The sequence below is a fragment of the Vibrio sp. 10N genome, assembly GCF_036245475.1.
Taxonomy (GTDB): domain Bacteria; phylum Pseudomonadota; class Gammaproteobacteria; order Enterobacterales; family Vibrionaceae; genus Vibrio.
Genome location: NZ_BTPM01000001.1, coordinates 816,061 through 838,337 on the forward strand (window position 1 = coordinate 816,061; position 22,277 = coordinate 838,337).

At 47.1% G+C, this 22,277-nt stretch carries 19 protein-coding genes; 13 read left to right on the plus strand and 6 right to left on the minus strand.

The annotated features are described in order from the left end of the window. The first annotated feature begins 147 nt into the window (after positions 1 to 147). Entirely contained in the window at positions 148 to 3,555 is a 3,408-nt protein-coding gene (locus AAA946_RS03895; protein ID WP_338163701.1) for a helix-turn-helix domain-containing protein, read from the plus strand. A 9-nt stretch (positions 3,556 to 3,564) separates the two neighbouring features. On the opposite strand, the gene AAA946_RS03900 is transcribed toward AAA946_RS03895, so the two are convergent. The 3 genes from AAA946_RS03900 to AAA946_RS03910 are packed head-to-tail and all read right to left on the minus strand — an operon-like array spanning position 3,565 to position 5,962. After that, positions 3,565 to 4,530, minus strand: coding sequence for a 5-oxoprolinase subunit C family protein (locus AAA946_RS03900; protein ID WP_338163702.1), 966 nt, complete (start codon positions 4,528 to 4,530; stop codon positions 3,565 to 3,567). Beyond that, a complete protein-coding gene (gene pxpB / locus AAA946_RS03905; RefSeq protein ID WP_338163703.1) occupies positions 4,527 to 5,210 on the minus strand; it encodes a 5-oxoprolinase subunit PxpB in 684 nt (227 codons plus the stop codon). Before pxpB ends, AAA946_RS03900 begins: the two co-directional genes overlap by 4 nt. Then, complete coding sequence (locus AAA946_RS03910; protein WP_338163704.1) at positions 5,210 to 5,962, minus strand: 5-oxoprolinase subunit PxpA; 753 nt, start codon at positions 5,960 to 5,962, stop codon at positions 5,210 to 5,212. Before AAA946_RS03910 ends, pxpB begins: the two co-directional genes overlap by 1 nt. A 574-nt stretch (positions 5,963 to 6,536) precedes the next feature. On the opposite strand from AAA946_RS03910, the gene AAA946_RS03915 reads away from it, so the two are divergent. The 4 genes from AAA946_RS03915 to AAA946_RS03930 all read left to right on the plus strand — a co-directional run bounded on the left by AAA946_RS03915 (position 6,537) and on the right by AAA946_RS03930 (position 10,771). After that, positions 6,537 to 6,767, plus strand: a complete 231-nt coding sequence (locus tag AAA946_RS03915; RefSeq protein WP_338163705.1) for a FeoA family protein — start codon at positions 6,537 to 6,539, stop codon at positions 6,765 to 6,767. Beyond that, positions 6,764 to 9,034, plus strand: a complete 2,271-nt coding sequence (gene feoB / locus AAA946_RS03920) for a Fe(2+) transporter permease subunit FeoB (RefSeq protein WP_338163706.1) — start codon at positions 6,764 to 6,766, stop codon at positions 9,032 to 9,034. The genes AAA946_RS03915 and feoB overlap by 4 nt, the downstream gene beginning before the upstream one ends. Beyond that, positions 9,031 to 9,261, plus strand: a complete 231-nt coding sequence (locus AAA946_RS03925; protein WP_338163707.1) for a FeoC-like transcriptional regulator — start codon at positions 9,031 to 9,033, stop codon at positions 9,259 to 9,261. Before feoB ends, AAA946_RS03925 begins: the two co-directional genes overlap by 4 nt. Before the next feature lie 172 nt (positions 9,262 to 9,433). Then, positions 9,434 to 10,771 (plus strand): IS4 family transposase, encoded by a 1,338-nt coding sequence (locus tag AAA946_RS03930; protein WP_338163708.1) that lies wholly within the window; start codon positions 9,434 to 9,436, stop codon positions 10,769 to 10,771. Positions 10,772 to 10,830: 59 nt separating this feature from the next. On the opposite strand, the gene AAA946_RS03935 is transcribed toward AAA946_RS03930, so the two are convergent. Together AAA946_RS03935 and argS are read right to left on the minus strand one after the other, a co-directional pair. Continuing rightward, on the minus strand, positions 10,831 to 11,259 hold the full coding sequence (locus AAA946_RS03935; RefSeq protein ID WP_338163709.1) for an HIT family protein: 429 nt from the start codon (positions 11,257 to 11,259) through the stop codon (positions 10,831 to 10,833). A gap of 84 nt (positions 11,260 to 11,343) precedes the next feature. Beyond that, complete coding sequence (argS, locus tag AAA946_RS03940) at positions 11,344 to 13,077, minus strand: arginine--tRNA ligase (RefSeq protein ID WP_338163710.1); 1,734 nt, start codon at positions 13,075 to 13,077, stop codon at positions 11,344 to 11,346. A gap of 175 nt (positions 13,078 to 13,252) precedes the next feature. Between argS and AAA946_RS03945 the strand changes: the two genes are divergently transcribed. After that, positions 13,253 to 13,855 (plus strand): VOC family protein, encoded by a 603-nt coding sequence (locus AAA946_RS03945; RefSeq protein ID WP_338163711.1) that lies wholly within the window; start codon positions 13,253 to 13,255, stop codon positions 13,853 to 13,855. Between the two features lie 59 nt (positions 13,856 to 13,914). Further along, the gene (locus tag AAA946_RS03950; protein WP_338163712.1) at positions 13,915 to 14,685 is read left to right on the plus strand and encodes an SDR family NAD(P)-dependent oxidoreductase; all 771 of its coding nucleotides are present in this window, start codon (positions 13,915 to 13,917) and stop codon (positions 14,683 to 14,685) included. An 87-nt stretch (positions 14,686 to 14,772) separates the two neighbouring features. Here AAA946_RS03950 and purU read toward each other — a convergent pair whose 3' ends face one another. After that, positions 14,773 to 15,606 carry a formyltetrahydrofolate deformylase gene (gene purU / locus AAA946_RS03955; protein WP_338163713.1) on the minus strand — a complete coding sequence of 278 codons (834 nt, stop codon included), beginning with the start codon at positions 15,604 to 15,606 and terminating at the stop codon, positions 14,773 to 14,775. A 321-nt stretch (positions 15,607 to 15,927) separates the two neighbouring features. Here purU and AAA946_RS03960 point away from each other — a divergent pair, with 321 nt between their 5' ends. The 6 genes from AAA946_RS03960 (at position 15,928) to fadD (ending at position 22,263) form a co-directional block, all read left to right on the plus strand. Beyond that, positions 15,928 to 17,886 (plus strand): ATP-dependent DNA helicase, encoded by a 1,959-nt coding sequence (locus tag AAA946_RS03960; RefSeq protein ID WP_338163714.1) that lies wholly within the window; start codon positions 15,928 to 15,930, stop codon positions 17,884 to 17,886. Continuing rightward, complete coding sequence (gene tsaB / locus AAA946_RS03965; protein WP_338163715.1) at positions 17,887 to 18,588, plus strand: tRNA (adenosine(37)-N6)-threonylcarbamoyltransferase complex dimerization subunit type 1 TsaB; 702 nt, start codon at positions 17,887 to 17,889, stop codon at positions 18,586 to 18,588. A gap of 43 nt (positions 18,589 to 18,631) precedes the next feature. Then, positions 18,632 to 18,940, plus strand: coding sequence for a chromosome partitioning protein ParA (locus tag AAA946_RS03970; RefSeq protein WP_338163716.1), 309 nt, complete (start codon positions 18,632 to 18,634; stop codon positions 18,938 to 18,940). 38 nt (positions 18,941 to 18,978) lie between these two features. After that, positions 18,979 to 19,533, plus strand: coding sequence for a Slp family lipoprotein (locus AAA946_RS03975; protein WP_338163717.1), 555 nt, complete (start codon positions 18,979 to 18,981; stop codon positions 19,531 to 19,533). Positions 19,534 to 19,535: 2 nt separating this feature from the next. Further along, the gene (locus tag AAA946_RS03980; protein ID WP_338163718.1) at positions 19,536 to 20,402 is read left to right on the plus strand and encodes an alpha/beta fold hydrolase; all 867 of its coding nucleotides are present in this window, start codon (positions 19,536 to 19,538) and stop codon (positions 20,400 to 20,402) included. A 160-nt stretch (positions 20,403 to 20,562) separates the two neighbouring features. Beyond that, the gene (gene fadD, locus AAA946_RS03985; protein WP_338163719.1) at positions 20,563 to 22,263 is read left to right on the plus strand and encodes a long-chain-fatty-acid--CoA ligase FadD; all 1,701 of its coding nucleotides are present in this window, start codon (positions 20,563 to 20,565) and stop codon (positions 22,261 to 22,263) included. The last annotated feature ends 14 nt before the right edge of the window (positions 22,264 to 22,277 follow it).

Here is a 22,277-nt window from a genome sequence, read left to right on the forward strand (position 1 = left end):
TTCACCTTTTTCCTTTCATAACCCAGATAAATCCAGTAAATTTACGATAATTATCGCCGCAAATTAACTGGGTTGCTTTTGACGTATTCTTTTTCTCTTTCACACTGCTCTGTTGTCACTGCTTGCTCTAAAGCAATGAGTTCTGGTGTGCGTGCGAGTCAGGCAATCAGTCGTTATTTTCAGCTCTGCGTATTTTTTCTATTACTCATGCCTCAGTTAGTGGTGAGTAAAGAACTGCCACCTGTTTTTTATCCCTTGTCTTTACAAGCGAATGGACAGTTTCTTGCGGCGAAGCAATTGTTTCCCGGTGTTGAAGGCGGGCTATGGTCTATTGATGTCCACAATCGTGTGCGGTTTTATGATGGCACTCGATTTATCGAGTTAGATAGCCTCTCTTTTGATGACAATGACGTCACGTTTTTTCGTGGACAGTTCTGGTACGCCAAAGCCAATAAACTGTTCTCGCAGCGACCACTTGGTCAAATTAACCAAATTTATACCACGAAACTGACTGAGCATATTCAATCACTTGGTCATGGTGGCGAGTATATTTGGTTCGCGACTGGTAGCCAGGTCTACCTTGGCAATGATCATCCCTCAAAGTTTGAGGTCATCCCAATGGATGAGTTTGAACGTTTTTATGGTGGTGTTGGGGTCGAAATTACCGCAGCGATAGAAACTCGCGGCACTTGGTATATTGGGACAAACGTCGGCCTTTATCGATGGCAGCATGGTGAGTTGGATTATGTCGGTACAGTACATCGTGGCGCGATATCCACATTGCTGCTTGAGCCTTACTCAAATCGTTTAGTCATTGGCTATCAATCTGGTGTAGAGATCTACCCAATCGATGAGCCAACGTTAAGAACCTTTTTTCCTCTCGGTCAGCATGTTCTGTCTTTAGAGAGTACTGCTAGCCATTTCTGGATTGGTACTGAGCAGGGGCTGTACTGGCTTGAGCAGGATGATCTTACCCTTGAACAAGTCGAATTTAATCCTCACGACGAGTTTGGACTTGCGGGCGATAAAATCTATGCTTTGGTAGCCGATGGTGCTTTAGGAATGTGGATTGCCACCAACAATGGCGTCCGATACTTCTCGGAGTACGGCAAGTTCTTTGAACGTATTTCTGTATCAATCGATGAAAACCTCAACCGTCTTGAGCCGAAGCTTGAAGTAATGGATAACCCCCTGGGTGGCTACCGGGTTATTACCAGCAGCGCGCTCTATTCAGTAGATGAAAATGGCGAGTCTGCCATGATTTACTGGGGTAAAGTCTCTTCACTGGCGCAGCGTGACGAAAATTTGTGGATTGCGACGGCGCGAGGTTTGATGCACTTGGACCTCGACGCTTATCAAATCACCGCAATGCGGCAAACGATAGATAATATGCCTGCCCAAGTCGAACACATCTCTTTAGGCAGTGGTGATACGCTTTGGATCAGTGATGGCTTACGTTTACTCAGTCTCAATGTGACGACTGAACGAGTGAATGATTATGGTGATGACTGGGTAGTGAGTGAACACTTACCCGCTAAGGTCACTGAAATTTATGCCATGGCGGACAACAGGGCATTGGTTGGTACCGATCACGGCTTGTACATTATTGATGAGGGACGCAGTCGCTACATCGGTGATAGTGAGCCATTTGGCAGCGTTACTGAGCTGGTAGCCGATGAGCACCGTATTTGGGCTGCCAGCAGTTATGGCGCCTTTTTGTATGATGATCAACAAAAGTCGTTTAAAAGGTTGGAGTTATTTCAAGATAGTACGCGTCCTGTGTGTGTTACCCAAAGTGAAGGTGTGTTTTGGCTGGTCAGCTCTGCAGGTCTTACTGCTTATACTCGTTCAGGGGATATTGTTAGTCATCTTGGTGCGCCTTATGGAGTGATCAGTAACGAATTCATTAATGGCAGCTGTGCTTATAGCGACCAAAGTCGCTTGATTGTCATCGGCTCGCGTTATGGCATTGTCGAATTTGCGCCTGAACGTATCCTCGACAACCCTGTGCCGACACCGTCAGTTCTGGTCTCCCAAGTGTCTGTTAACAACTCAGCACGACACCTCGGAGACATACAGAACCTGATGCCCGATGTTGGCTATGGTGATTCGGTAGCCATTCAATTTAGCTTGTGGCCTTCTGCTCAAGGGCATAGTTTGGTGTATCGCAGTTCCGACGGCGAATGGCAAGATATGCAAGGTTTTCAACTTAATATCGACAAACCCACACCAGGGCTACATACCATTGAGGTTGCGGTAAAAGGGGACCGAGCGTTAGACAAGATCACTACGTTTAGCTACCAAGTGAGAACGCCCTGGTATATGACGGGCATGTTCTACCTTTTACTTACCATCAGTAGTTTATTGCTTATCGGAGCGGTCATTTACTGGCGTTCACGACGCATTCGTTTTATGAACCGCGCGTTAAAAACACAAGTCGCTCTAAAGACTGAGCAGCTACAACATCAAAGTCGGGTTTTAGTTGGGAACAACCAGCAGCTTCGTAAGGCGTTTAAAATTCGTCAACAGCTAATCCGAGAGTTGGTCGAGCAAGCGGCACAGCACAGCGCAAACTTCAAATTGGAATCTTTATCCAATGGCAATCCAGGTTCTGTCTCCAGTTTTGATGGGTTGGACAATGTGAAAGCCATTTTTGATGAGCAAAGCTCTTATCCTCTCGTTTGTTCAGTGTCGAGTATTTTGAATTTTACCGTCGAAGCTTGGCGAAAAGAGCTGGACAGCTACGGTATTAAAGTTGATTTAAAAATGCTAGCGAGCAGCGATAACGTTGTATTGGACACCTGCAATCTGGATATTATTTTCAACTCTATTATTGCCAACGCGCTGCGAAGAATGGTGCGAGGACAAGTGATTAGTATCATCGTTGACGATGACGCCAGTAAGCTCAATGTTACTTTCGAGGACAACGGACTACCGTTACCGAACTTCAATTCGCAGAACTCGCCGCAATCATTTGATGGAAAAGAGAGTCAACTCGACTTCAGTCCGTCGAGTTTACCTGCTCATATACATCGTTCTGGTGGGGAGCTTCAACCAGTGGAGCGCGGCAACATCAATCGTCTTACATTGCGGTGGATGCTATCAATTCAGCCTTCACAATCGGGATCGCCATCCACGCCTGTTCAGCGGTCACAAGACGTCGATAGGCAACTTGTCAGCTTAGTGACGGAAAAAGAGATGCCGGATGTAAAACCAGATAAACATGAGCAATGGAAGCGACAAGTCACCCAACTGGTGGCAGAGCAATATCACGATGCCGAGCTAAGCACTGCATCGGCTGCGAAAGCACTGTTTATTTCTGAGAGGAGCTTCCAAAGACGCTTCAAGTCTCAGTTTGACTGTACCTTTACTGACTATTTGACCGATGTGCGTATGGAGAAAGCGTGCGAAATGTTGCTTCAAGGTGAGAAAGTCTCGGAAGTCGCGTTTGCTTGTGGCTTTAATGACCCGTCATACTTCTCTCAGCGCTTTAAGGTCTATTTCGGTGTCCCGCCATCTAAGTTTGCCATGATGGACATGAGTGACAGCGACTAGGCAGCATGGTTATAGCGAAAAATGTCGATAGAAGGCTTGTTGCTTAAGTCGCTCAAGTGGTGCAGGGCTTAGCTTAAAGCGAAGCTTTTCACCTGGTCTTAGCTGTGCTGCAATCGATAAATCACGGAAGGCAATCACCCCAAGTTTTTGATAGCCACCTAATGTTTGATGGTCACAGAGCATGAGGATTGGATTACCGTCGGGTGGCACTTGCACCGATCCGGTTACAATACCTTCTGATATCAATGAAGGCAGATGCTGACAGTGGTTAGCAATGCTGCTATCGCTGGATTCAAGTCGGATCCCCATACGGTTGCTGTTTGCCGAAACAGTATAGCTTTGTTCTAGCAGCTTGTTTCTCAGCAAGGGTTCAATTTGTTCGAACTGAAAACAGGGGAGCAGGTGTAAGGTGCGCTCTCCGACATAACGAGGGATAGCACATCTAGGCATTGGATGATGGTTTGCCTCAACGCTCTGATGTAGCCGCTCACTTCTATTGATGTTTAGCTTATCACCACAAGAGAGAGGTTGGCCTGGAGCAATCCCTCCTACGCCGTCACGTTCTACGGTTGAACTGCTGCCCATGAAAGGTTCGACATCGAATCCACTCGCCACGGATAAGTAAGTTCGACAGCCGCTTCGAGGTACCTTAAGGTGTAACTCTTGCCCTTCCTTTAAAGAAAAAACACGCCAGTTTTCAATAGGATCAGCTGCGAAACGTGCGTGTATTTCAGCATGGCAATCGGCACCAGTTAGCGCTAAAACCAGATCGCGCTGGGCACGAAACTTCACGCGCCCAAGCAAGATCTCTAAACTGGTCGCGGTCATCGGATTTCCCAGCAATTTTTGTCCCCAACAATGTGCATGCCAGTCAGCAGCGCCACCTTGAGTTAGCCCATATCGTGACGCATTGCGGCGACCTAAATCTTGTGTTGTTACATGGTGACCATTGTTAATCACGACAAGAGCGCTCATAGCTCACCTCCTAAGGTTAAAAAGGTGCTTCGATCGATGGGCTCGAACTGCACTTTGTCTCCAATACGAAGTAATGACTTTTCTGGAGCGGACCGATCAAACAAAGTCAGTGGGCAGTTTCCTATGATTTGCCAGCCACCTGGTGTGTCGCTGGGATACACGGCGGTTTGATTGTTGGCAATGCCGACACTCCCTTTGGGCACCCGAGTTCGAGGGGTTTGATGTCTTGGAGTGTGCAGCGCTTTGGGCAGTTCAGCCAGAAAGGCGAAGCCGGGAGCAAAACCAATAGCACAAACCGTATAGGTTGAGCGGCAATGGAGGGTGATCACTTCTTCTACCGAAAGCGAATGGCGCTTGGCGAGTGATGCTAAGTCGGGCGCGACTTCTGAAGCGTAATAGGTGGGAAGCGTGATGGGTTTAAGGTGGTTGTGTGATGGCAGAGAGTTAAGGTCAATGTTTTGAATGTATTCCGTGAGCGCTTCTGGAGAGCAGGAAAGAGGGTGAAACTCGATAAGTAACGTCGTGTATGAAGGTGTACAGTTGGTGATAGTGCTGGAAAATGCTCGCTCTATGACGGACGCATATTGGCCAATGATAGCAGGCAGCTCCAAGTCAATAGCATGACCAAACTCAAGCAGAATCGCTGACTCACCAACAGAATGTATAGCAGGCTTAATCATTATTGGCTCTCTCCTTTGGCTGTTGCGTTGGAGATGCGAGTACGTAGAGCCTTTGCCACGTTAATCGAAGCTTGATTGTCGCCATGAACACAAAGTGTGTCGATATAAAGGGTCAGTGGCTGCTTATCTATGGTTTCGATAGGGGCATGGCCAATAAATGCGTCAGCTTGGGCTAAAATTTCATCTTGTTGATGAAGAACTGCGTTGTCTAGACTTCGTGGAGCTAATAAACCCGAGTTTAAATAACGGCGATCGGCAAAGCCTTCCAGGATGAGCGGGACTCCAACTTCTGCGGCTAAATCATCATACTGTTGATGCTCATTGGTCGCCAATATCATCAAAGGCAGCGCCAAGGAATGTGCAGCAGACAATATGGCGGTAAATACTGCGGGAGATGACATCATGTCATTGTAAAGTGCGCCATGAGGTTTGATATAGCTGACCGTACCACCGTGGTGTTGGGTAATCGCTTGTAAAGCACCAACCTGATACAAAATCGATTCCGTAATCGCACTTTCTTCCATAGCGATAGAACGTCGACCAAAACCTTGTAGATCAGGGTAACCTGGGTGGGCGCCAATAGTGACATTATGTTTTAGACATAATGCGACGGTTCTTGACATATGTTGGGGATCTGAGGCGTGGAAACCACAAGCAATGTTCGCCATATCCAATAGCGGGATGAGAGCGTCATCGCTGCCCATTTTCCAGTGGCCAAAACTTTCTCCCACATCACCATTTAACGTCAACATAGACCCATTCCTTTTCCGAGCAGAATATGTAGCGGAGGCTACTTAGCTATAAATTATGTCGTGAGGGAAAAATATTTACAATTTGCAGTGATGGGATTGTGAGGCAGTTTGGAGCAGACAAAAAAAATCGCGGCATAGCCGGGGGACCATACCGCGGGTGTCAATGACACCTTCGCTTGCTGCCGGAGTGATGTGGTCGCCCACATCACCTCTGGAATTTCGATTAACAGGAGCAGGTTGCTCTGTTGGGATTAACTATAAGTAATTCGACTTAATTTCCTTATAAAAATAACGGCAACTTACCATGAAGATCGCGCCATTTTATAGATGGTTTAATAAGTTGTTGTATTTTAATGATTTTATATTTATTCAGATTCAATCTATGTCATTGTTTTGTCACCAAGGTAGAGTTCTACTCGACATTTTGACGTAATTGACGGACATATTTTGACAAATAATACGTTTGCAATTCGGTTTAAATTGACATAACGCAAAGCGGAAAATAAGGTTACGCCTTTAAAATGACTGTTAATGTTAATATTTCTCATTACCAATCATAGTTTGGGTGAATAGAATGAAGCTTGCTGATTTGAACATCGGAAGCAGTGGTAAAATCACTGCGTTGACGGGGCTCTCCAATGATGTCCGTAAGAAATTGATGGTAATGGGGTTATTACCAGATACAGAAGTAAAAGTGATTCGCCGTGCTCCTATGGGCGATCCACTGCAAATTGAAGTGCGTGGTGTATCGTTAGCCGTTCGTCAGGCCATTGCACAATCTATCGAAGTGGAGTCATTGTCATGAACTACACCATTCTGACTGTCGGTAACCCAAATAGCGGTAAAACGACCTTGTTTAATGGTCTGACGGGCGCTAAACAGCAAGTTGGCAACTGGGCCGGTGTTACTGTTGAGAAAAAAACAGGCCAATATAGCCACGCCGGTGACCAGTTTGAGCTGACTGACTTACCGGGTATCTATGCGCTAGATAGTGGTAATGATGGCAACAGTATCGATGAATCTATTGCCTCACGTGCAGTGCTTACACACCCAGCGGATTTAATTATTAATGTTGTCGATGCGACAAGTCTTGAGCGCAGTCTCTATATGACATTGCAGCTTCGTGAGCTTGGCCGCCCAATGGTTGTAGTCTTAAATAAAATGGACGCACTGAAGAGAGAGCGTCTAAAGCTGGATGTAGTCGGTCTAGAGCAGGCGCTGGGTTGCCCTGTACTTACTCTGTCGGCCACAGACAGAGATCAGGTTCGTGCGTTAAAAGAGCGTTTGCATAAAACAGTCGTTCAAGGACTTACCCTTGACGCACTTGCCATTAATTATGGCACTGAGATGGAACAGGCGATCGCAAAAGTTGAGCCGACATTTGCCGCTGAGTCTGTGAGCCCACGTGCTCTGGCTATTCGTGCGCTCGAGAATGATGTGATGGTGCTTAACGCGTTAAGCTCTGAGCAAAGAGACGAGATTGAGTTGGTGGGTAAGCAAAGTGGTCTCGATATCGATCTGCAAGTCGCTGACACCAAATACACTTTCTTGCATGAGCAGTGTAAAAAGCTGCGCCGTAGTGAAGGCAAATTAAGTCGCAGTTTTACGGAAAAAGTGGATGGTTTCATTCTCAATAAATATGTGGGTGTTCCTTTCTTCTTTGTGGTCATGTATCTCATGTTCATGTTCTCTATTAACATCGGTAGCGCGTTCATCGATTTCTTCGATATCGGTGTCGGTGCGTTATTGGTTGATGGTGGACACTACCTTCTTGATGATCACTTACCGGTTTGGTTAGTAACCCTTATTGCTGACGGTGTGGGTGGCGGTATCCAAACCGTTGCGACTTTCATTCCAGTTATCGCTGCGCTTTATCTATTCTTAGCGGTACTAGAGAGTTCCGGTTACATGTCCCGCGCAGCGTTTGTGCTTGATAAAGTGATGCAAAAAATCGGCCTTCCGGGTAAAGCGTTTGTACCGCTGGTTCTTGGTTTCGGTTGTAACGTGCCTTCAATTATGGCGACACGTACACTAGACCAAGAGCGTGAGCGTAAGCTCGCTGCGTCTATGGCGCCATTTATGTCATGTGGCGCTAGACTTCCGGTTTACGCGCTGTTTGCTGCGGCGTTCTTCCCAGAAAGTGGCCAGAATGTTGTATTTGCGCTTTACCTACTCGGTATTGTTGCTGCCGTCTTTACCGGCCTAGTCCTTAAACACACCATCTATCCAGGTTCGAGTGATAGCCTAGTGATGGAGATGCCAGATTACGAGCTGCCGACGTTCCAGAACGTTATGATTAAGACATGGCAGAAACTGAAGCGCTTCGTATTAGGTGCAGGTAAAACCATTGTCTTGGTTGTCACCATTCTAAGCTTTCTAAACTCAGTGGGTACTGATGGCACCTTTGGTAACGAAGACAGCGAAAATTCTGTTCTGTCTAAAGCTGCTCAAATTGTTACACCAGTCTTCGCGCCAATGGGTATTCAGCAAGACAACTGGCCTGCAACGGTCGGTATTATCACGGGTATCTTTGCTAAAGAAGCGGTGGTTGGCACGTTAAATAGCCTTTACACCTCAAGTGAAGGTGAAGAGGGTGAGTACGATTTAGTGGCTAGCCTACAAGAAGCGGTAGCATCTATCCCTGCAAACCTTGCGGACTTGAGCTACTCCGATCCACTGGGCGTTGATGTCGGTGATTTGTCTGATTCAACTGCTGTGGCAGAGGAGCAAGCAGTAGACACGTCTATCTTCGGTAATCTTAAAGGCTACTTTGTTACCAGTAATGCCGCGTTTGCTTACCTTATCTTCATCTTGCTGTACACACCTTGTGTAGCAGCGATGGGCGCCTACGTGAAAGAGTTTGGGCAAAAGTACGCGCGCTTTATTGCGGTATGGACTATGGGTCTAGCCTACGGTGGCGCAACGCTATACTACCAAGTGACTCACTTTGCTCAGCACCCAATGACCAGCGCAGCGTGGATTGTCGCTATCTTGGCTATTTGTGCCATCGTCTGGAAGCTGCTTAAAAGCCAAAGTAAGAAACAGACCGAGTTGGAGATCCAAGTGGTATGATCCTGTCCCAGTTGAAAGCGCATATTGAAGAAAACCCAGGTGTAAGTCGTCAGGACTTAGCAAAGCAGTTTGCTCTTAGTGAGGATGGTGTGGATGCGATGCTGGCGATCTGGATTCGAAAAGGAAAGCTTTCAAGGACGGAAGACTGTGATAAGAAAGGGCAGGTGGTTCGTGTGAGGTATCACGTGAATCAGACAGATGGCCTCTCTTTGAACGTAACTATGTAATCTCAAAAACAACGTAATCTCAAAAACAACGTAATCTCAAAAACAACGTAGTGGTAAAAAGGTAATAGCAAAAAGCTCCGACACTGTCGCAATGTAGATCAGATAAGGATCGGTTGACCGATCCTTCTGATGAGAGACAATCGGAAACCTGTTTATAGGTTTCCGATTTTTTATGTCAATTCAAAACTTCTTTGCCGACTTCCTCGAAGAAAACCCAGTCGATGTAGCTCAGCTCACCACATTCTCTGAACACATTCCTGATGAGTGGGTCGCTAAAGCAGCCTCTCTGTCTGATAAAGCGACAATCCGTCGACGCCGATTACCGAGTGATATGGTTTTGTGGTTAATTGTTGGTATGGCTTTTTTCCGTAATGAACCCATTGCCGAAGTCGCACGGAGAATGAATGTCTGTGCTGATGGCCTTGCTGATGAAGAGCTGTTGGCAAAGAGCGCTTTAACCCAAGCAAGACAGCGCTTAGGTAAAGCAGCACCAGAATGGCTGTTTAAGCAATGCGGAAAAACATGGGGGCTTGAGCGATACCCTGATGATACTTGGCAAGGCCTACAGGTTTTTGCTGTAGATGGTGCTCTTTTTAGAACAGCTGACACCCCCGAATTAAGAGAACATTTTGGCTCTGGTAATACGTCTAGCAACAGGCAAACACCTCATCCAGTATTGAGGGTTGTGACCATGATGAATGTTCGCTCTCATGTCATCGTTGATGCAGCGATAAGCCCGTATCGCCGAGGTGAAATCCCTCTCGCGATGCCCTTCATCAACGCTTTACCAGACAACTCTGTGACATTACTGGATAAAGGGTTTTATGGAGCAGATTTACTACTTTCTCTTCACAACAGTGGAATAAATAGACACTGGCTTCTCCCTGCAAAGAAAGGAGTCAAATATACCCTACTGGACGATAAAGAAAGCAGTGACATGCTAGTAGAGATGAAGACCTCTCCACAGGCTCGTAAGAAGAACCCTAATCTTCCTGAGAAATGGACAGTCAGGGCGGTCACTTACGAGGTCCAAGGTAAATCCAAGACGGTGTTTACCTCTCTTCCTAGAGACAAGTATGACGCTCAATCCGTGGCAGAGCTTTATCATGAAAGGTGGGAAATAGAATTAGGTTATCGTGACATCAAGAGTTCGATGCAACATAACGCTTTAGTGTTGAGAAGCAAAACAGTCGATCTCGTCTATCAAGAGCTATGGGGACTGCTACTTGGTTATAACTTGGTGAGACGAGAAGCTAGTCAAGCCGCAGTTGAACACGGGCGCTTACCTAATGAAATAAGTTTTAAGTATGCCTGCCAATTTATAGCCAGCCAGCTCAAAGTGATGAGTAAAGCGGTATCCTTAAGTAACACGCCGAAACGCTTAAAGAGCCTTCGAGGCGACCTATCCATCCTCTTTATAGACAAACGCCCTAAGCCAAATCGGCCTAGGGCGGTAAAAATATCAAAAACCCGATACCCTGTTAATCGCAACGCTGCTCCTCTTAAATGAACTACGTTGCGACACTGTCGGAGCTTTTTATTGGGTGATACTTAAGTACGTCTGAACTATTACGCCTTTTTGAACTGCTCACTATTCAAAAGCTGTGCTTGAATGCGTTCAGCCAAACCTTGCTGCTCGTCATCGCTGCGATACTCACCTTTTGCATTCCCCCAAAGTGGCCCTGGCCACGCCAAGTCATCTTTGTACCTTGCAATATGGTGAACATGTAGTTGCGGTACCATATTTCCTAGCGCGCCGAAATTGAGTTTGTCTGGAGTAAACAGTGTCTCTAATGCTCGGTTAACCAGTTCCGACTCCACCAAGAATTGTTGCTGCTCTTGCATTGGGAGGTGGTGCAGTTCGGTTAGATCGGCTTTTTTCGGGACTAAGATAACCCAAGGCACGGAGTTGTCGCGGTGCAGTAGCGCCAGACTCAATGGAAACTCACCAAGCAGGGTGGTGTCTTTTTTTAGTTGTGGGTGCAGTTCAAAGCTCATTGCAGTTGCTCACATCAAAAGGGATACAAAAAAGGCGAGTTACTTTCGCATCTCGCCTTCTATTATGAACGGTAATTCAATAAATTACATTCTTTCTAGAGTCTCGATACCCAGTAGCTCAAGACCTTGCTTGATAGTCTTAGCAGTCAGTGCAGCAAGACGTAGACGGCTTTGCTTAACTGCTTCGTCTTCTGCAACTAGGATTGGGCAAGCTTCGTAGAAGCTAGAGAATTGACCTGCTAGTTCGAATAGGTAGCTACACATGATGTGAGGCTGACCTTCACGAGCCACAGACTCAACCGCTTCTTCAAACTGTAGAAGCTTAGCAACCAGTGCTTTCTCTTTTTCGTCAGTGATCTTGATGTCGCCAGTAAGCTCATCCATAGATACGCCAGCTTTCGCGAATACAGATGCAACACGCGTGTAAGCGTACTGCATGTATGGTGCAGTGTTACCTTCGAACGCAAGCATGTTGTCCCAGTCGAACACGTAGTCTGTAGTACGGTGCTTAGAAAGGTCTGCGTATTTAACCGCTGCCATTGCAACCGTGTTTGCGATGTTTGCTTTCTCTTCGCTCGCAAGTTCAGGGTTCTTTGACTCGATAAGCGCGTTTGCACGCTCTACCGCTTCATCCAGAAGATCCGCAAGACGAACTGTGCCGCCAGCACGAGTCTTAAATGGACGACCATCTTTACCTAGCATCATACCGAACGCATGGTGCTCAAGCGTTGTTGATTCTGGCACGTAGCCTGCTTTGCGAACGATAGTCCACGCTTGTTGCAGGTGCTGGTGCTGACGTGAATCGATGAAGTAAAGTACGCGATCGGCGCCAAGCTGCTCGTAACGGTACTTAGCACATGCGATATCAGTAGTGGTGTATAGGAAACCGCCATCGCGTTTTTGGATGATAACGCCCATTGGCTCACCATCTTTGTTTTTGTATTCATCAAGGAATACAACTTGTGCGCCGTCATCTTCAACCGCTAGGCCTTTTTCTTGAAGATCTTTTACGATAGCTGGAAGCATGTCGTTGTACATACTCTCGCCCATGACGTCTTCACGAGTGAGTGATACGTTTAGACGGTCGTAGTTGCGCTGGTTTTGAATCATGGTGATATCAACTAGTTTCTTCCACATCTCAGCGCAGAACTCATCACCGCTTTGCAGTTTCACTACGTAGTTACGAGCGCGTACTGCGAACTCTTCGTCTTCATCGTAAAGCTTTTTAGATTCACGGTAGAAGGCTTCTAGGTCAGAAAGCTCCATTGAAACTTCACCAGACTCTTTTTGAACGCGCTCTAGGTTTGCGATAAGCATACCGAACTGAGTACCCCAGTCACCGATGTGGTTTGCACGAACAACCTTGTGGCCAAGGAACTCTAGAGTACGAACAACCGCATCACCGATGATGGTTGAACGTAGGTGACCAACGTGCATTTCTTTAGCAACGTTTGGTGCTGAGTAGTCAGCAACGATAGTTTGTTGCGCTTGTGTCGCTACGCCTAGGCGAGCGTCTGCAAGTGCTTCGTCAGCTTGCTGCGCAAGAAATTCTTCGCTTAGAAAGATGTTGATAAAACCAGGACCAGCAATTTCAGTTTTGCTTGCAATTCCATCTAGGTCCAAAACGTCCAGAACTTTTTGTGCGAATTCTCGTGGATTAGTACCCAACTTCTTAGCAACGCCCATTACACCGTTTGCTTGGTAGTCACCAAACTGTGGTTTTGCAGATTGGCGAACAGCCGCAGGACTGCCTGCAGGTGCGCCAGCGGCTTCGAGAGCCTGAGATACTTTGTCGTTGATCAGTGCTTGGATATTCACACGCATTTCCTTCAAAACTTGGCTTCAATTCTTGGAATTGGATTTAATCTAGTAAATTGGCGCACATAATAGCAACTTTAGCGCCGCTCACCTAGGGGGAAAGTTTGTATTTTTTCTGATTCTAGCTCAATCCTGCTACTATTTGGCGTTTGATGATCAAAGTGAGCACGAAAAAATGCAACAAACCCTGATAGAAAAAGGTCTAGTGCCTTCTGCAATGTTGAATAAAATCGATGATTTTCTGGATAATATTCAGGCTTTATGCAGCCTGTTAGCTATCGATTTATCTGCTTATCAAGCGGACCACATTGCGCTGCGTATCAACGATGGGGAGTTGGCAAAAGCTGCGCATCACGCATGGCTCGACTATGGCAAAGTGATCTCCGAGGCACAAATTAATGGCCGCCCAATTATTGTTCTTGAGTTTGATAACCCAATTGCAAGCCATGGCTGGTCGATTGAGTGTTTAGAGCTGCCTTACCCTGCTATCGGTAAACAACATCCGGTTGAAGATTGGGAGCATGTCGAGTTTGTGGTGCCATCCGAGGCGCAGACAGCAGACGAATTTTTGCTGGACTTGTATGCGAAGTTCCCTGAATTTGAAACCAAGTTAGAGAGGGCCAAAGCGCAAGGTGTGAAAGTGAAATTATCGAGCCCGAAAGGTGAAGGGGAGCGATTGGCTAATCCGACGGTTGCGTTTACACATGACAATATCTGCATTAAGCTTCACCCCTACGCGCTCAAACAGATTGTTGAATCAGAAAATCAACGAGAGTGAGTTTTTAGAGGCAAATAAGAAGAATCAATTGAGAAACAGAGCTGTTACGGATCAGAAGCATGAAAGATAGATTTAGTTTAAAAGGGAAAACGGCTTTGGTAACTGGAGCATCGAGTGGGATCGGTGCTCACATCGCGAAAACCTTTGCCCTTGCGGGATGTCGTGTGGTGCTAGCAGCAAGACGAAGCGAACGGTTGCATCAACTGGTTAGTGACATTCAAGCTCAAGGTGGGCAGGCGTTTGCCATTGAAATGGATGTGAGTAGCACCGAGTCGGTTGAGAGTGCGATGCATGCCGCGACGTGTGAATTTGGTGTACCAAACATCATTGTCAACAATGCGGGTATAAGTGGGCAGTTTGAGTCTGTGAGTCACACTGATGAAGCCGCTATGGACCAAGTGTTTGACGTGAATTTTAAGGGTGCATGGAGAGTATCGAAAATAGCCTGTGATAGGCTTATTGAAGCTAACATGCCAGGTAGCATTATCAACCTGATTTCTATTGCCGCCCATGGTCATGCCGCGGGAATTTCCAGTTATGCGATGTCTAAAACAGCGCTGCTTTCCTTTACCAAAAACCTCGCGTTAGAAGTGGCAGAGCATGGAATTCGGGTTAATGGTGTTAGCCCAGGAACATTTCAAACAGAAATGACCGCAGCTGAGTATGATGAAGAGGGTAACAATCAGTTTACACCACTTCCTCCTATTGGTCGTGAAGGAAAACTCTCTGATCTTGATGGTTTGTTCGTATTTTTAGCCAGTGATGCCTCTAGCTTTATTACTGGTACTTGTACACCAGTTGATGGTGGCCACCTACTGCGTTCGCTTTGAGTATCTCCTTTACTTACTAGGATGAAACAGGGTGGAGCTATGCAACACCCTGTTTTTTAAGGCGTGTCAAACCGAATTCAATATTATCTACAAAATCACCGTTTTATTTCCATAAACAAACACATGATCATTAACCACTTTGTTCAGTGCCTTTGACAATACGTTTTTCTCAACGTCACGACCGGCTTGCGCCATATCGGCTGCACTAAAGTTGTGGTCCACAGGAATCACGTCCTGCTTGATGATCGGCCCTTCGTCGAGGTCGTTGGTCACAAAGTGCGCCGTTGCACCGATGATTTTTACACCGCGGTCATAAGCCTGCTGATAAGGTTTCGCGCCGATAAAGGCTGGCAAGAAGCTGTGGTGAATGTTGATGATCTTATGGTGGTACTTCTCAACAAAGGTTGGAGTAAGTACACGCATGTATTTTGCCAGAACGAGATAGTCAGCATCATACTGGTCGATGGCTTCAAGCATTTTGGCTTCATGCTCTTCGCGGCTGAGGCCCTCGTGAGACACACAGTGGTAAGGGATATCAAATTTCTCAGTCAAACCTTGCAGGATGTCGTAGTTACCGATCACAGCTGCAATTTCAACATCAAGGCTGCCATCGAAGTTTTTCATTAAGATATCACCAAGGCAGTGAGCTTCTTTCGTCACTAAGATCACAATGCGCTTGCGAGATGAATCGACCAGTTTACGTTTAGTGCCTTGAGGAAGTGCTTGGTCTAGGTCGGCTAAGAAGGTTTCATCATTGAAATAACCCTCAAGTTCAGTACGCATAAAGAAATGGCCGCTGGTGTTATCCACAAACTCGTTGTTGTGAATGATGTTCAGCTGGTGTTTGTAACAGATGTTGGTGATCTTTGAGATCAGGCCAGGTGCATCGCTGCAATGCGTTAATAGGGTTTTCTTTTCCATGATTTACTGCTTCCGTGAAAATACTGTTTTTACCTCGAGATGCGCTTAAAGCACAGGAGTGTTTTAAGCATAGACACAAGCGGTTAACTCGCATCAGGCTCACCTGAGGGTTTAATTCTGGGTGCGCTTTATGAAGGTTGTACGCAATCTAACCGACATTATTAATCTATTCTGAGCAAGGTTTCAACAAAAGAAGTGGCCAAGGCTTGCTAGAGCGCCGTCGGATGGCCGTTGACTCGGCCCTATCTAGGACCATTTCCATTTTTGAACTGTTGAGGGTTTGGGTATACTAGGCCAATTCTTCGTAAGCAGCGGTGCCAAATGGGTTCACGTACAATCAATAAAGCTTTTGCCTCCGATGGTGCTTTGGGCACGGTTATACCGGGCTTTCAACCTCGTCAGCCTCAGCTCGATATGGCCAATGCCGTCGAACAGGCGATTGAGCATCAAACCCAGCTGGTGGTTGAAGCGGGAACGGGAACGGGTAAAACATTTGCCTATTTGGTTCCAGCACTGCTCAGCGGCAAGAAAACCATCATCAGCACCGGCTCAAAGAACCTGCAAGAGCAGTTGTTCCACCGCGATTTACCCTTGATGGTTGAAGCACTTGGCTTTCATGGGCAGGTATCGCTACTAAAAGGGCGCTCTAACTATTTGTGTCTTGATAGGCTGAGCCGCCAAATGGTGGAAAGTCATACCACTGAAACTCAGACCGATTTGTTGTCACAACTGGTGAAAGTGCGTTCGTGGTCATCGGAGACCAAATCTGGAGATCTCGGTGAGTGTGATGCTATTGCTGAAGATAGCCCGATTATTCCAACCATCACATCAACCAACGACAATTGCTTAGGCAAAGAGTGTCCAAGTTATGAAGATTGCTTTGTACTCAAAGCAAGACGACGCGCGCTGGACTCTGATGTTGTGGTGGTGAACCACCACCTGTTTATGGCTGACTTGGCGATCAAAGAGACCGGATTTGGAGAACTGATCCCCGAAGCGGACGTGTTCATCTTCGACGAAGCACACCAGATCCCAGACATTGCCAGTCAATACTTCGGTCAGTCTATCTCTAGTCGCCAAATTCAGGATTTGTGCAAAGATATCGAGATAGGCTATCGCACCGAAGCCCGTGATATGCGTCAGCTACAAAAAGCGGGAGAGCGCCTATCACAAGCTGCTATGGAGATGCGAATCATCCTAGGCGACACCGGATTTCGAGGCAACTGGCGAGACGCCATTGCATCGCCGAACATTAAGCGTGAAATGGAACGCCTGATGGACGCACTAGAGTTCGTGATTGAGGTGCTAAAGCTGGCATTAGGCCGCAGCCAACTGCTGGATACCGCGTTCGAACGTGCCAACTTAGTAAAAGGACGCCTAGAGCGTGTCTGCGATGTGACCATCACCGGCTATTCTTATTGGTATGACACCTCTCCGCGACATTTCAGCCTACATATCACGCCGCTCACCGTCGCTGACAAGTTCCATGAACAGGTCGAAATGAAAGGCGGTGCGTGGATATTCACTTCAGCAACTCTCGCAGTTTCCGATGACTTTGGGCATTTCACGTCACGTCTCGGCTTAGTGCCTAAGAAGCAGTTTTCTCTGCCAAGTCCGTTTGATTATCCCGAGCAAGCAAGGCTGTGTGTACCGCGTTACTTGCCTGAGCCAAACAGTCCGGGACTCGCCAATAAGCTGGTGAGCATGCTGGCGCCTGTGATTGAGCAAAACCAAGGGCGATGTTTCTTTTTGTGTACTTCGCACAGCATGATGCGAGAGTTGGGGGAGAAGTTTCGCGAAACCTTGTCACTGCCCGTCTTGCTTCAGGGTGAGACCAGCAAGCAAAAAACGTTGGCAGAATTTATGGAGCTTGGCAACGCGCTGCTAGTGGCGACAGGCGCTTTTTGGGAAGGAATAGATGTTAGAGGTGACACCTTGAGCTGTGTTATCATCGACAAATTACCGTTTACCGCACCCGATGATCCCTTGCTTAAAGCTCGGATCGAAGATTGTAAATTGCAGGGCGGTGACCCGTTCCAGCAGGTACAAATACCGGATGCGGTTATTACCCTGAAACAGGGCGTGGGGCGTTTGATTCGCGACCAGAAAGACCGAGGGGCCCTCATCATATGCGATAACCGTTTGGTGACTCGCGAGTATGGTGCGACCTTCTTATCCAGTTTGCCGCCGATCCCACGCACTCGTGATCTTGGTGTAATAAAACAGTTTTTAGCTCAGGACATGGCGCCTGAAGCGACAGAAGAACAAATTGAGAAATAAATGACTTACAAAATACTCGCGATCGATACCGCAACCGAAAATTGCTCAGTGGCTTTGCTGGTGGGTGACACCACATACTCACGCAGTGAATTGGCTCCGCGTGACCACACTAAGAAAGTACTGCCAATGGTGGATGAGCTGCTTAAAGAAGCAGGCCTGACTTTGGCTGAGCTTGACGCTTTAGCGTTTGCTCGTGGTCCTGGTAGTTTTACTGGCGTACGTATTTGTATTGGTATCGCACAGGGCCTAGGTTTTGGTGCTGATTTGCCGATGATCGGTATTTCGACGCTTAAAGCAATGGCGCAAGGCGCGTATCGTGTCGGCGGAGCAACCACGGTCGCAAGCGCGATTGATGCTCGTATGAACGAGGTGTATTGGGGGCGCTTTGAGCGTCTTGAGTCTGGTGACTGGCAGGATGTGGATCAAGAGCAAGTTGTCCCGCCGAGCGTGTTAGTTGAGAACTTAGTGAAAGATGAGCACACGTGGACAACTGCTGGCACGGGTTGGGAAGCATACGCGGACACGCTATCAACGCTAGCCATCGACACTCAAGCCTCACAGGTTCAGTTCCCAGAAGCGCAAGATATCGCTTTTCTTGCTCAGTTTGAGCTGGCAAAAGGCAATACGGTTCCTGCTGAAGAAGCCAGCCCAGTGTATCTACGTGATACAGTCGCTTGGAAAAAGCTGCCGGGCAGAGAGTAATCAAGGAGAGGGCTAGTTTGTTAATGGCTAGCCCGATTAGACTATGGTTTCGATAAACGGCTTACCTTCCATACCCAACCAGCGTAAGACACAAAAAGCCAATTCAAAAAAGGCAGTGTCGAAAGCCTCCACGTCTCAACCAACAAGCCAATCTACTCAGGTCACCAAAGTCGCTCAAGCGGTAGCGCACTCAGTTAAACACTTATCCGATGCTGACATGGCGAAAGCGCAAGTTCAGTATGATTTGCCAGAGGGCCGTTCGAAAAAGGCACTGGAAGAATATATGAATGTCATGAATCGAGCTAAGCGCGAGGAACTCCAACAGTTGCTTGGTGTCGATATCTATATATGATAATAAGAGTTATTTGCTTTAACTAGAGTATCCTATTTATGAAAACACTTCTGAAACTCAGCAGTATTTTGGCCTTAAGTGCCGTTTTGAGTGCATGTGGGAGCCTTCCCGATACCTTAGCGACCACGAATGACAATGTAGTGGCGACCTATCAAGGTGTATTGGATACCAGTGATAACACCGAAGTCCGTCTGGGCGGTGTTATTGATACGGTGAAAAACCTCGCTGATCGAACGCGTATCGAAGTGGTCAACCTTCCAATTGATAAGTACGGAAAACCTGACATCAGTGAAGAGCCTAATGGCCGCTTTATTGCCTATGTAGACGGTTTTGTTGACCCGATTACCTATGCTCAAGGGCGTCTAATCACAGTCGGTGGTCATAAAGAGGGGCTGGAACGTGGCAAAATTGGCGAGTACGAAGCTGATTTCCCTGTTATCAAAGCGTACGGCAATTACTTGTGGCGCGTTGAAGAGCGCTTAATCATCAACCGAGATTTTGGCGGCTATAGCTCTTGTTGGGGCTACTACTGTGACGGCTTCTACTATCATGGCGGCCCAAGTACCGGCAGAGTCATCAAAGAGGTGAAGTAGGATTGGACTCTAGCTTCAAAGAACATTTGGTCAAGATCGATGACAGAACGGTTGCCTATCTTGAGCGCTGCGCAACAAAAACGGCCGCAAAGACGGTCGTTTTTATTCATGGCTGGATGGATAACGCCGCCAGCTTCCACGCACTCTTTCCGCTTATTGAGCAGTATGCTCCTGATTGGCGAGTCATCGCGATAGATTTGCCCGGTCATGGTCACTCGAGCCATAAGAGCGAGCATCACTTTTATAACTTTCATGACTACGTTGACGATCTTCACCGCATTTTGGTTAAACTTCACGCGGTTGATGTCTGCCTGGTGGGTCATTCACTTGGTGCATTGATTGCGAGTTGCTATAGTGCAGCCTTTCCAGAAAAAGTGTCCTGTTTAGTTCAAATCGAAGCGCATATTCCACTTTCGGAATTGCCGCAGCTGAGCCCTGAGCGTTTGAGAAAAGGCATCGAAAGCCGAGAGCGCTGGCGCAATAAAACGGCCAAATCCATCCCTTCAAAACAAGATGCGATTGCGATGCGTAAACGCGCGACCAAACTCCCAACTGAAGCGGTACTACCGATTGTCGAGCGCGATCTCCGACAATTGGGAGATAAGTGGGTCTGGCGACATGACAGTAAGCTCAAATGCGAGTCGGTCTATCGGATGAGTGAGCCGCAAGCCTTGGCGATTATGGAGGCAGTCACGGTGCCTCACCTGATCATACTTGGCAAGCGTGGTTACGCGTATTTGCAGCGCCCAGAGTGTTTACAGCCGCTTCGTAACGCGCAGATTGAGTTGGTAGAGGGTGATCACCATTGCCATTTGGAATCACCTGAGCAGGTATTTGAACTAATACTTGGACGAGTTAACAAAAATTAAACAAGTGTTTGAGTCTTTCGTGCGCTAACTGGTCTGCTGTGTTGTAATAGCAGGAATAATAAAACATTCATAGTCCCATAAAGTGTTAACAATATTTTAAAACAACACTGAAATCTGCCTATGAAACGAAAGAGTGACCTTACACGCAAGGAGTAGAATTGTGGATAAACCTTGGCTTTCTCGATACCCAAGCGATGTGCCTGAGCAAATCAATCCTGATCAGTACCCCTCTCTAGTCGAAATGTTCGAACAGTCGATTCACAAATATGCAGACCAACCTGCGTTTGTGAATATGGGTTCGGTAATGACATTCCGCAAACTGGAAGAGCGTAGCCGAGCGTTTGCAGCGTACTTGCAAAATGAGCTAAAACTGCAAAAAGGCGATCGCGTTGCGATCATGATGCCAAACTTGCTGCAATACCCAATCGCGCTATTTGGTGTGTTGCGTGCTGGCCTTATCGCTGTGAACGTGAACCCTCTCTACACGCCGCGTGAGCTTGAGCACCAACTGAATGATGCCGATGCGAAAGCCATCGTTATCGTTTCAAACTTTGCCAATACGCTTGAGCAAGTCGTTGATAAAACGCCAATCAAGCATGTAGTACTGACAAGTCTTGGTCAAATGTTGCCAACCGCGAAGGGGACGATTGTCGACTTCGTCGTTAAGTACGTAAAAGGCATGGTGCCTAAGTATGACCTACCAGGTGCGATTTCATTTAAGAAAGCGCTGAGTAAAGGTCGCCGTTTGCAATACGTGAAGCCGTTTATGACCGGTGATGATATTGCCTTCTTGCAATACACCGGCGGTACCACAGGGGTTGCAAAAGGGGCGATTCTGACACACCGCAACATGATTGCTAACGTGATGCAGGCGAAGGGGATGTACGCGCCTGTGTTGAACGAAGGCCGTGAGCTGGTGGTCACTGCACTGCCGCTGTACCACGTGTTCGCGCTAACGGTGAATTGCTTGCTGTTTATTGAAATGGGTGGACAAAACCTGCTTATCACCAACCCGCGCGATATCCCGGGCTTTGTGAAAGAGCTGCAAAAGTACCCATTTACTGCGATTACCGGTGTAAACACGCTATTTAACGCACTCATCAACAATGAAGATTTCCATGAGCTCGATTTCCGCGGCCTTCGACTGGCTGTAGGTGGTGGTATGGCGGTACAGCGCGCCGTTGCAGAGCAGTGGAAAAAGACCACGGGCTGTTTCCTATTGGAAGGTTATGGTCTCACCGAGTGTTCTCCATTGGTGGCGGCGTACCCGCACGATCTCACAGAATACAATGGATCTATTGGCTTACCGGTACCATCAACGGAAGTGCGAATTGTCGATGAAGACGGCAACCCAGTGGAAGGTGACGGCAAAGGTGAGCTGCAAGTTCGCGGCCCACAAGTCATGCAAGGCTACTGGCAGCGTGCTGAAGCGACAAAAGAGGTGATCAACCAAGAAGGTTGGTTGTCGACAGGCGATATCGTTGAGTTCGATAATGATGGCTTCTTGCACATCGTTGACCGTAAGAAAGACATGATTTTGGTTTCAGGCTTTAACGTCTATCCAAATGAAATCGAAGATGTTGTGGCGCTCAATGACAAGGTACTGGAAGTCGCTGCGATTGGTGAAGCGAACGAAGCCTCTGGTGAGATTGTTAAGATCTTCGTGGTTAAGAAGGACAATTCGTTAACTAAAGAAGAGATCATCGAGCACTGTCGTCAGCATCTAACGGGTTACAAGATCCCGAAACGTGTTGAATTTAGAGATGATCTACCAAAGACTAACGTCGGTAAGATCTTACGTCGTGTGCTGCGTGAAGAAAATGACGCAAAACTGCTCAAGACCTCAGAGAAGACAGTTTAAGTTAACGTTTGATT

What these genes read in the sequence shown, in the direction of transcription:
- AAA946_RS03900 (WP_338163702.1), bottom strand. Translation starts at nt 4,530, where the DNA reads ATGAGCGCTCTTGTCGTGATTAACAATGGTCACCATGTAACAACACAA.
- pxpB (WP_338163703.1), bottom strand. Translation starts at nt 5,210, where the DNA reads ATGATTAAGCCTGCTATACATTCTGTTGGTGAGTCAGCGATTCTGCTT.
- AAA946_RS03910 (WP_338163704.1), bottom strand. Translation starts at nt 5,962, where the DNA reads ATGTTGACGTTAAATGGTGATGTGGGAGAAAGTTTTGGCCACTGGAAA.
- AAA946_RS03915 (WP_338163705.1), top strand. Translation starts at nt 6,537, where the DNA reads ATGAAGCTTGCTGATTTGAACATCGGAAGCAGTGGTAAAATCACTGCG.
- feoB (WP_338163706.1), top strand. Translation starts at nt 6,764, where the DNA reads ATGAACTACACCATTCTGACTGTCGGTAACCCAAATAGCGGTAAAACG.
- AAA946_RS03925 (WP_338163707.1), top strand. Translation starts at nt 9,031, where the DNA reads ATGATCCTGTCCCAGTTGAAAGCGCATATTGAAGAAAACCCAGGTGTA.
- AAA946_RS03930 (WP_338163708.1), top strand. Translation starts at nt 9,434, where the DNA reads ATGTCAATTCAAAACTTCTTTGCCGACTTCCTCGAAGAAAACCCAGTC.
- AAA946_RS03935 (WP_338163709.1), bottom strand. Translation starts at nt 11,259, where the DNA reads ATGAGCTTTGAACTGCACCCACAACTAAAAAAAGACACCACCCTGCTT.
- AAA946_RS03945 (WP_338163711.1), top strand. Translation starts at nt 13,253, where the DNA reads ATGCAACAAACCCTGATAGAAAAAGGTCTAGTGCCTTCTGCAATGTTG.
- AAA946_RS03950 (WP_338163712.1), top strand. Translation starts at nt 13,915, where the DNA reads ATGAAAGATAGATTTAGTTTAAAAGGGAAAACGGCTTTGGTAACTGGA.
- purU (WP_338163713.1), bottom strand. Translation starts at nt 15,606, where the DNA reads ATGGAAAAGAAAACCCTATTAACGCATTGCAGCGATGCACCTGGCCTG.
- AAA946_RS03960 (WP_338163714.1), top strand. Translation starts at nt 15,928, where the DNA reads ATGGGTTCACGTACAATCAATAAAGCTTTTGCCTCCGATGGTGCTTTG.
- tsaB (WP_338163715.1), top strand. Translation starts at nt 17,887, where the DNA reads ATGACTTACAAAATACTCGCGATCGATACCGCAACCGAAAATTGCTCA.
- AAA946_RS03970 (WP_338163716.1), top strand. Translation starts at nt 18,632, where the DNA reads ATGGTTTCGATAAACGGCTTACCTTCCATACCCAACCAGCGTAAGACA.
- AAA946_RS03975 (WP_338163717.1), top strand. Translation starts at nt 18,979, where the DNA reads ATGAAAACACTTCTGAAACTCAGCAGTATTTTGGCCTTAAGTGCCGTT.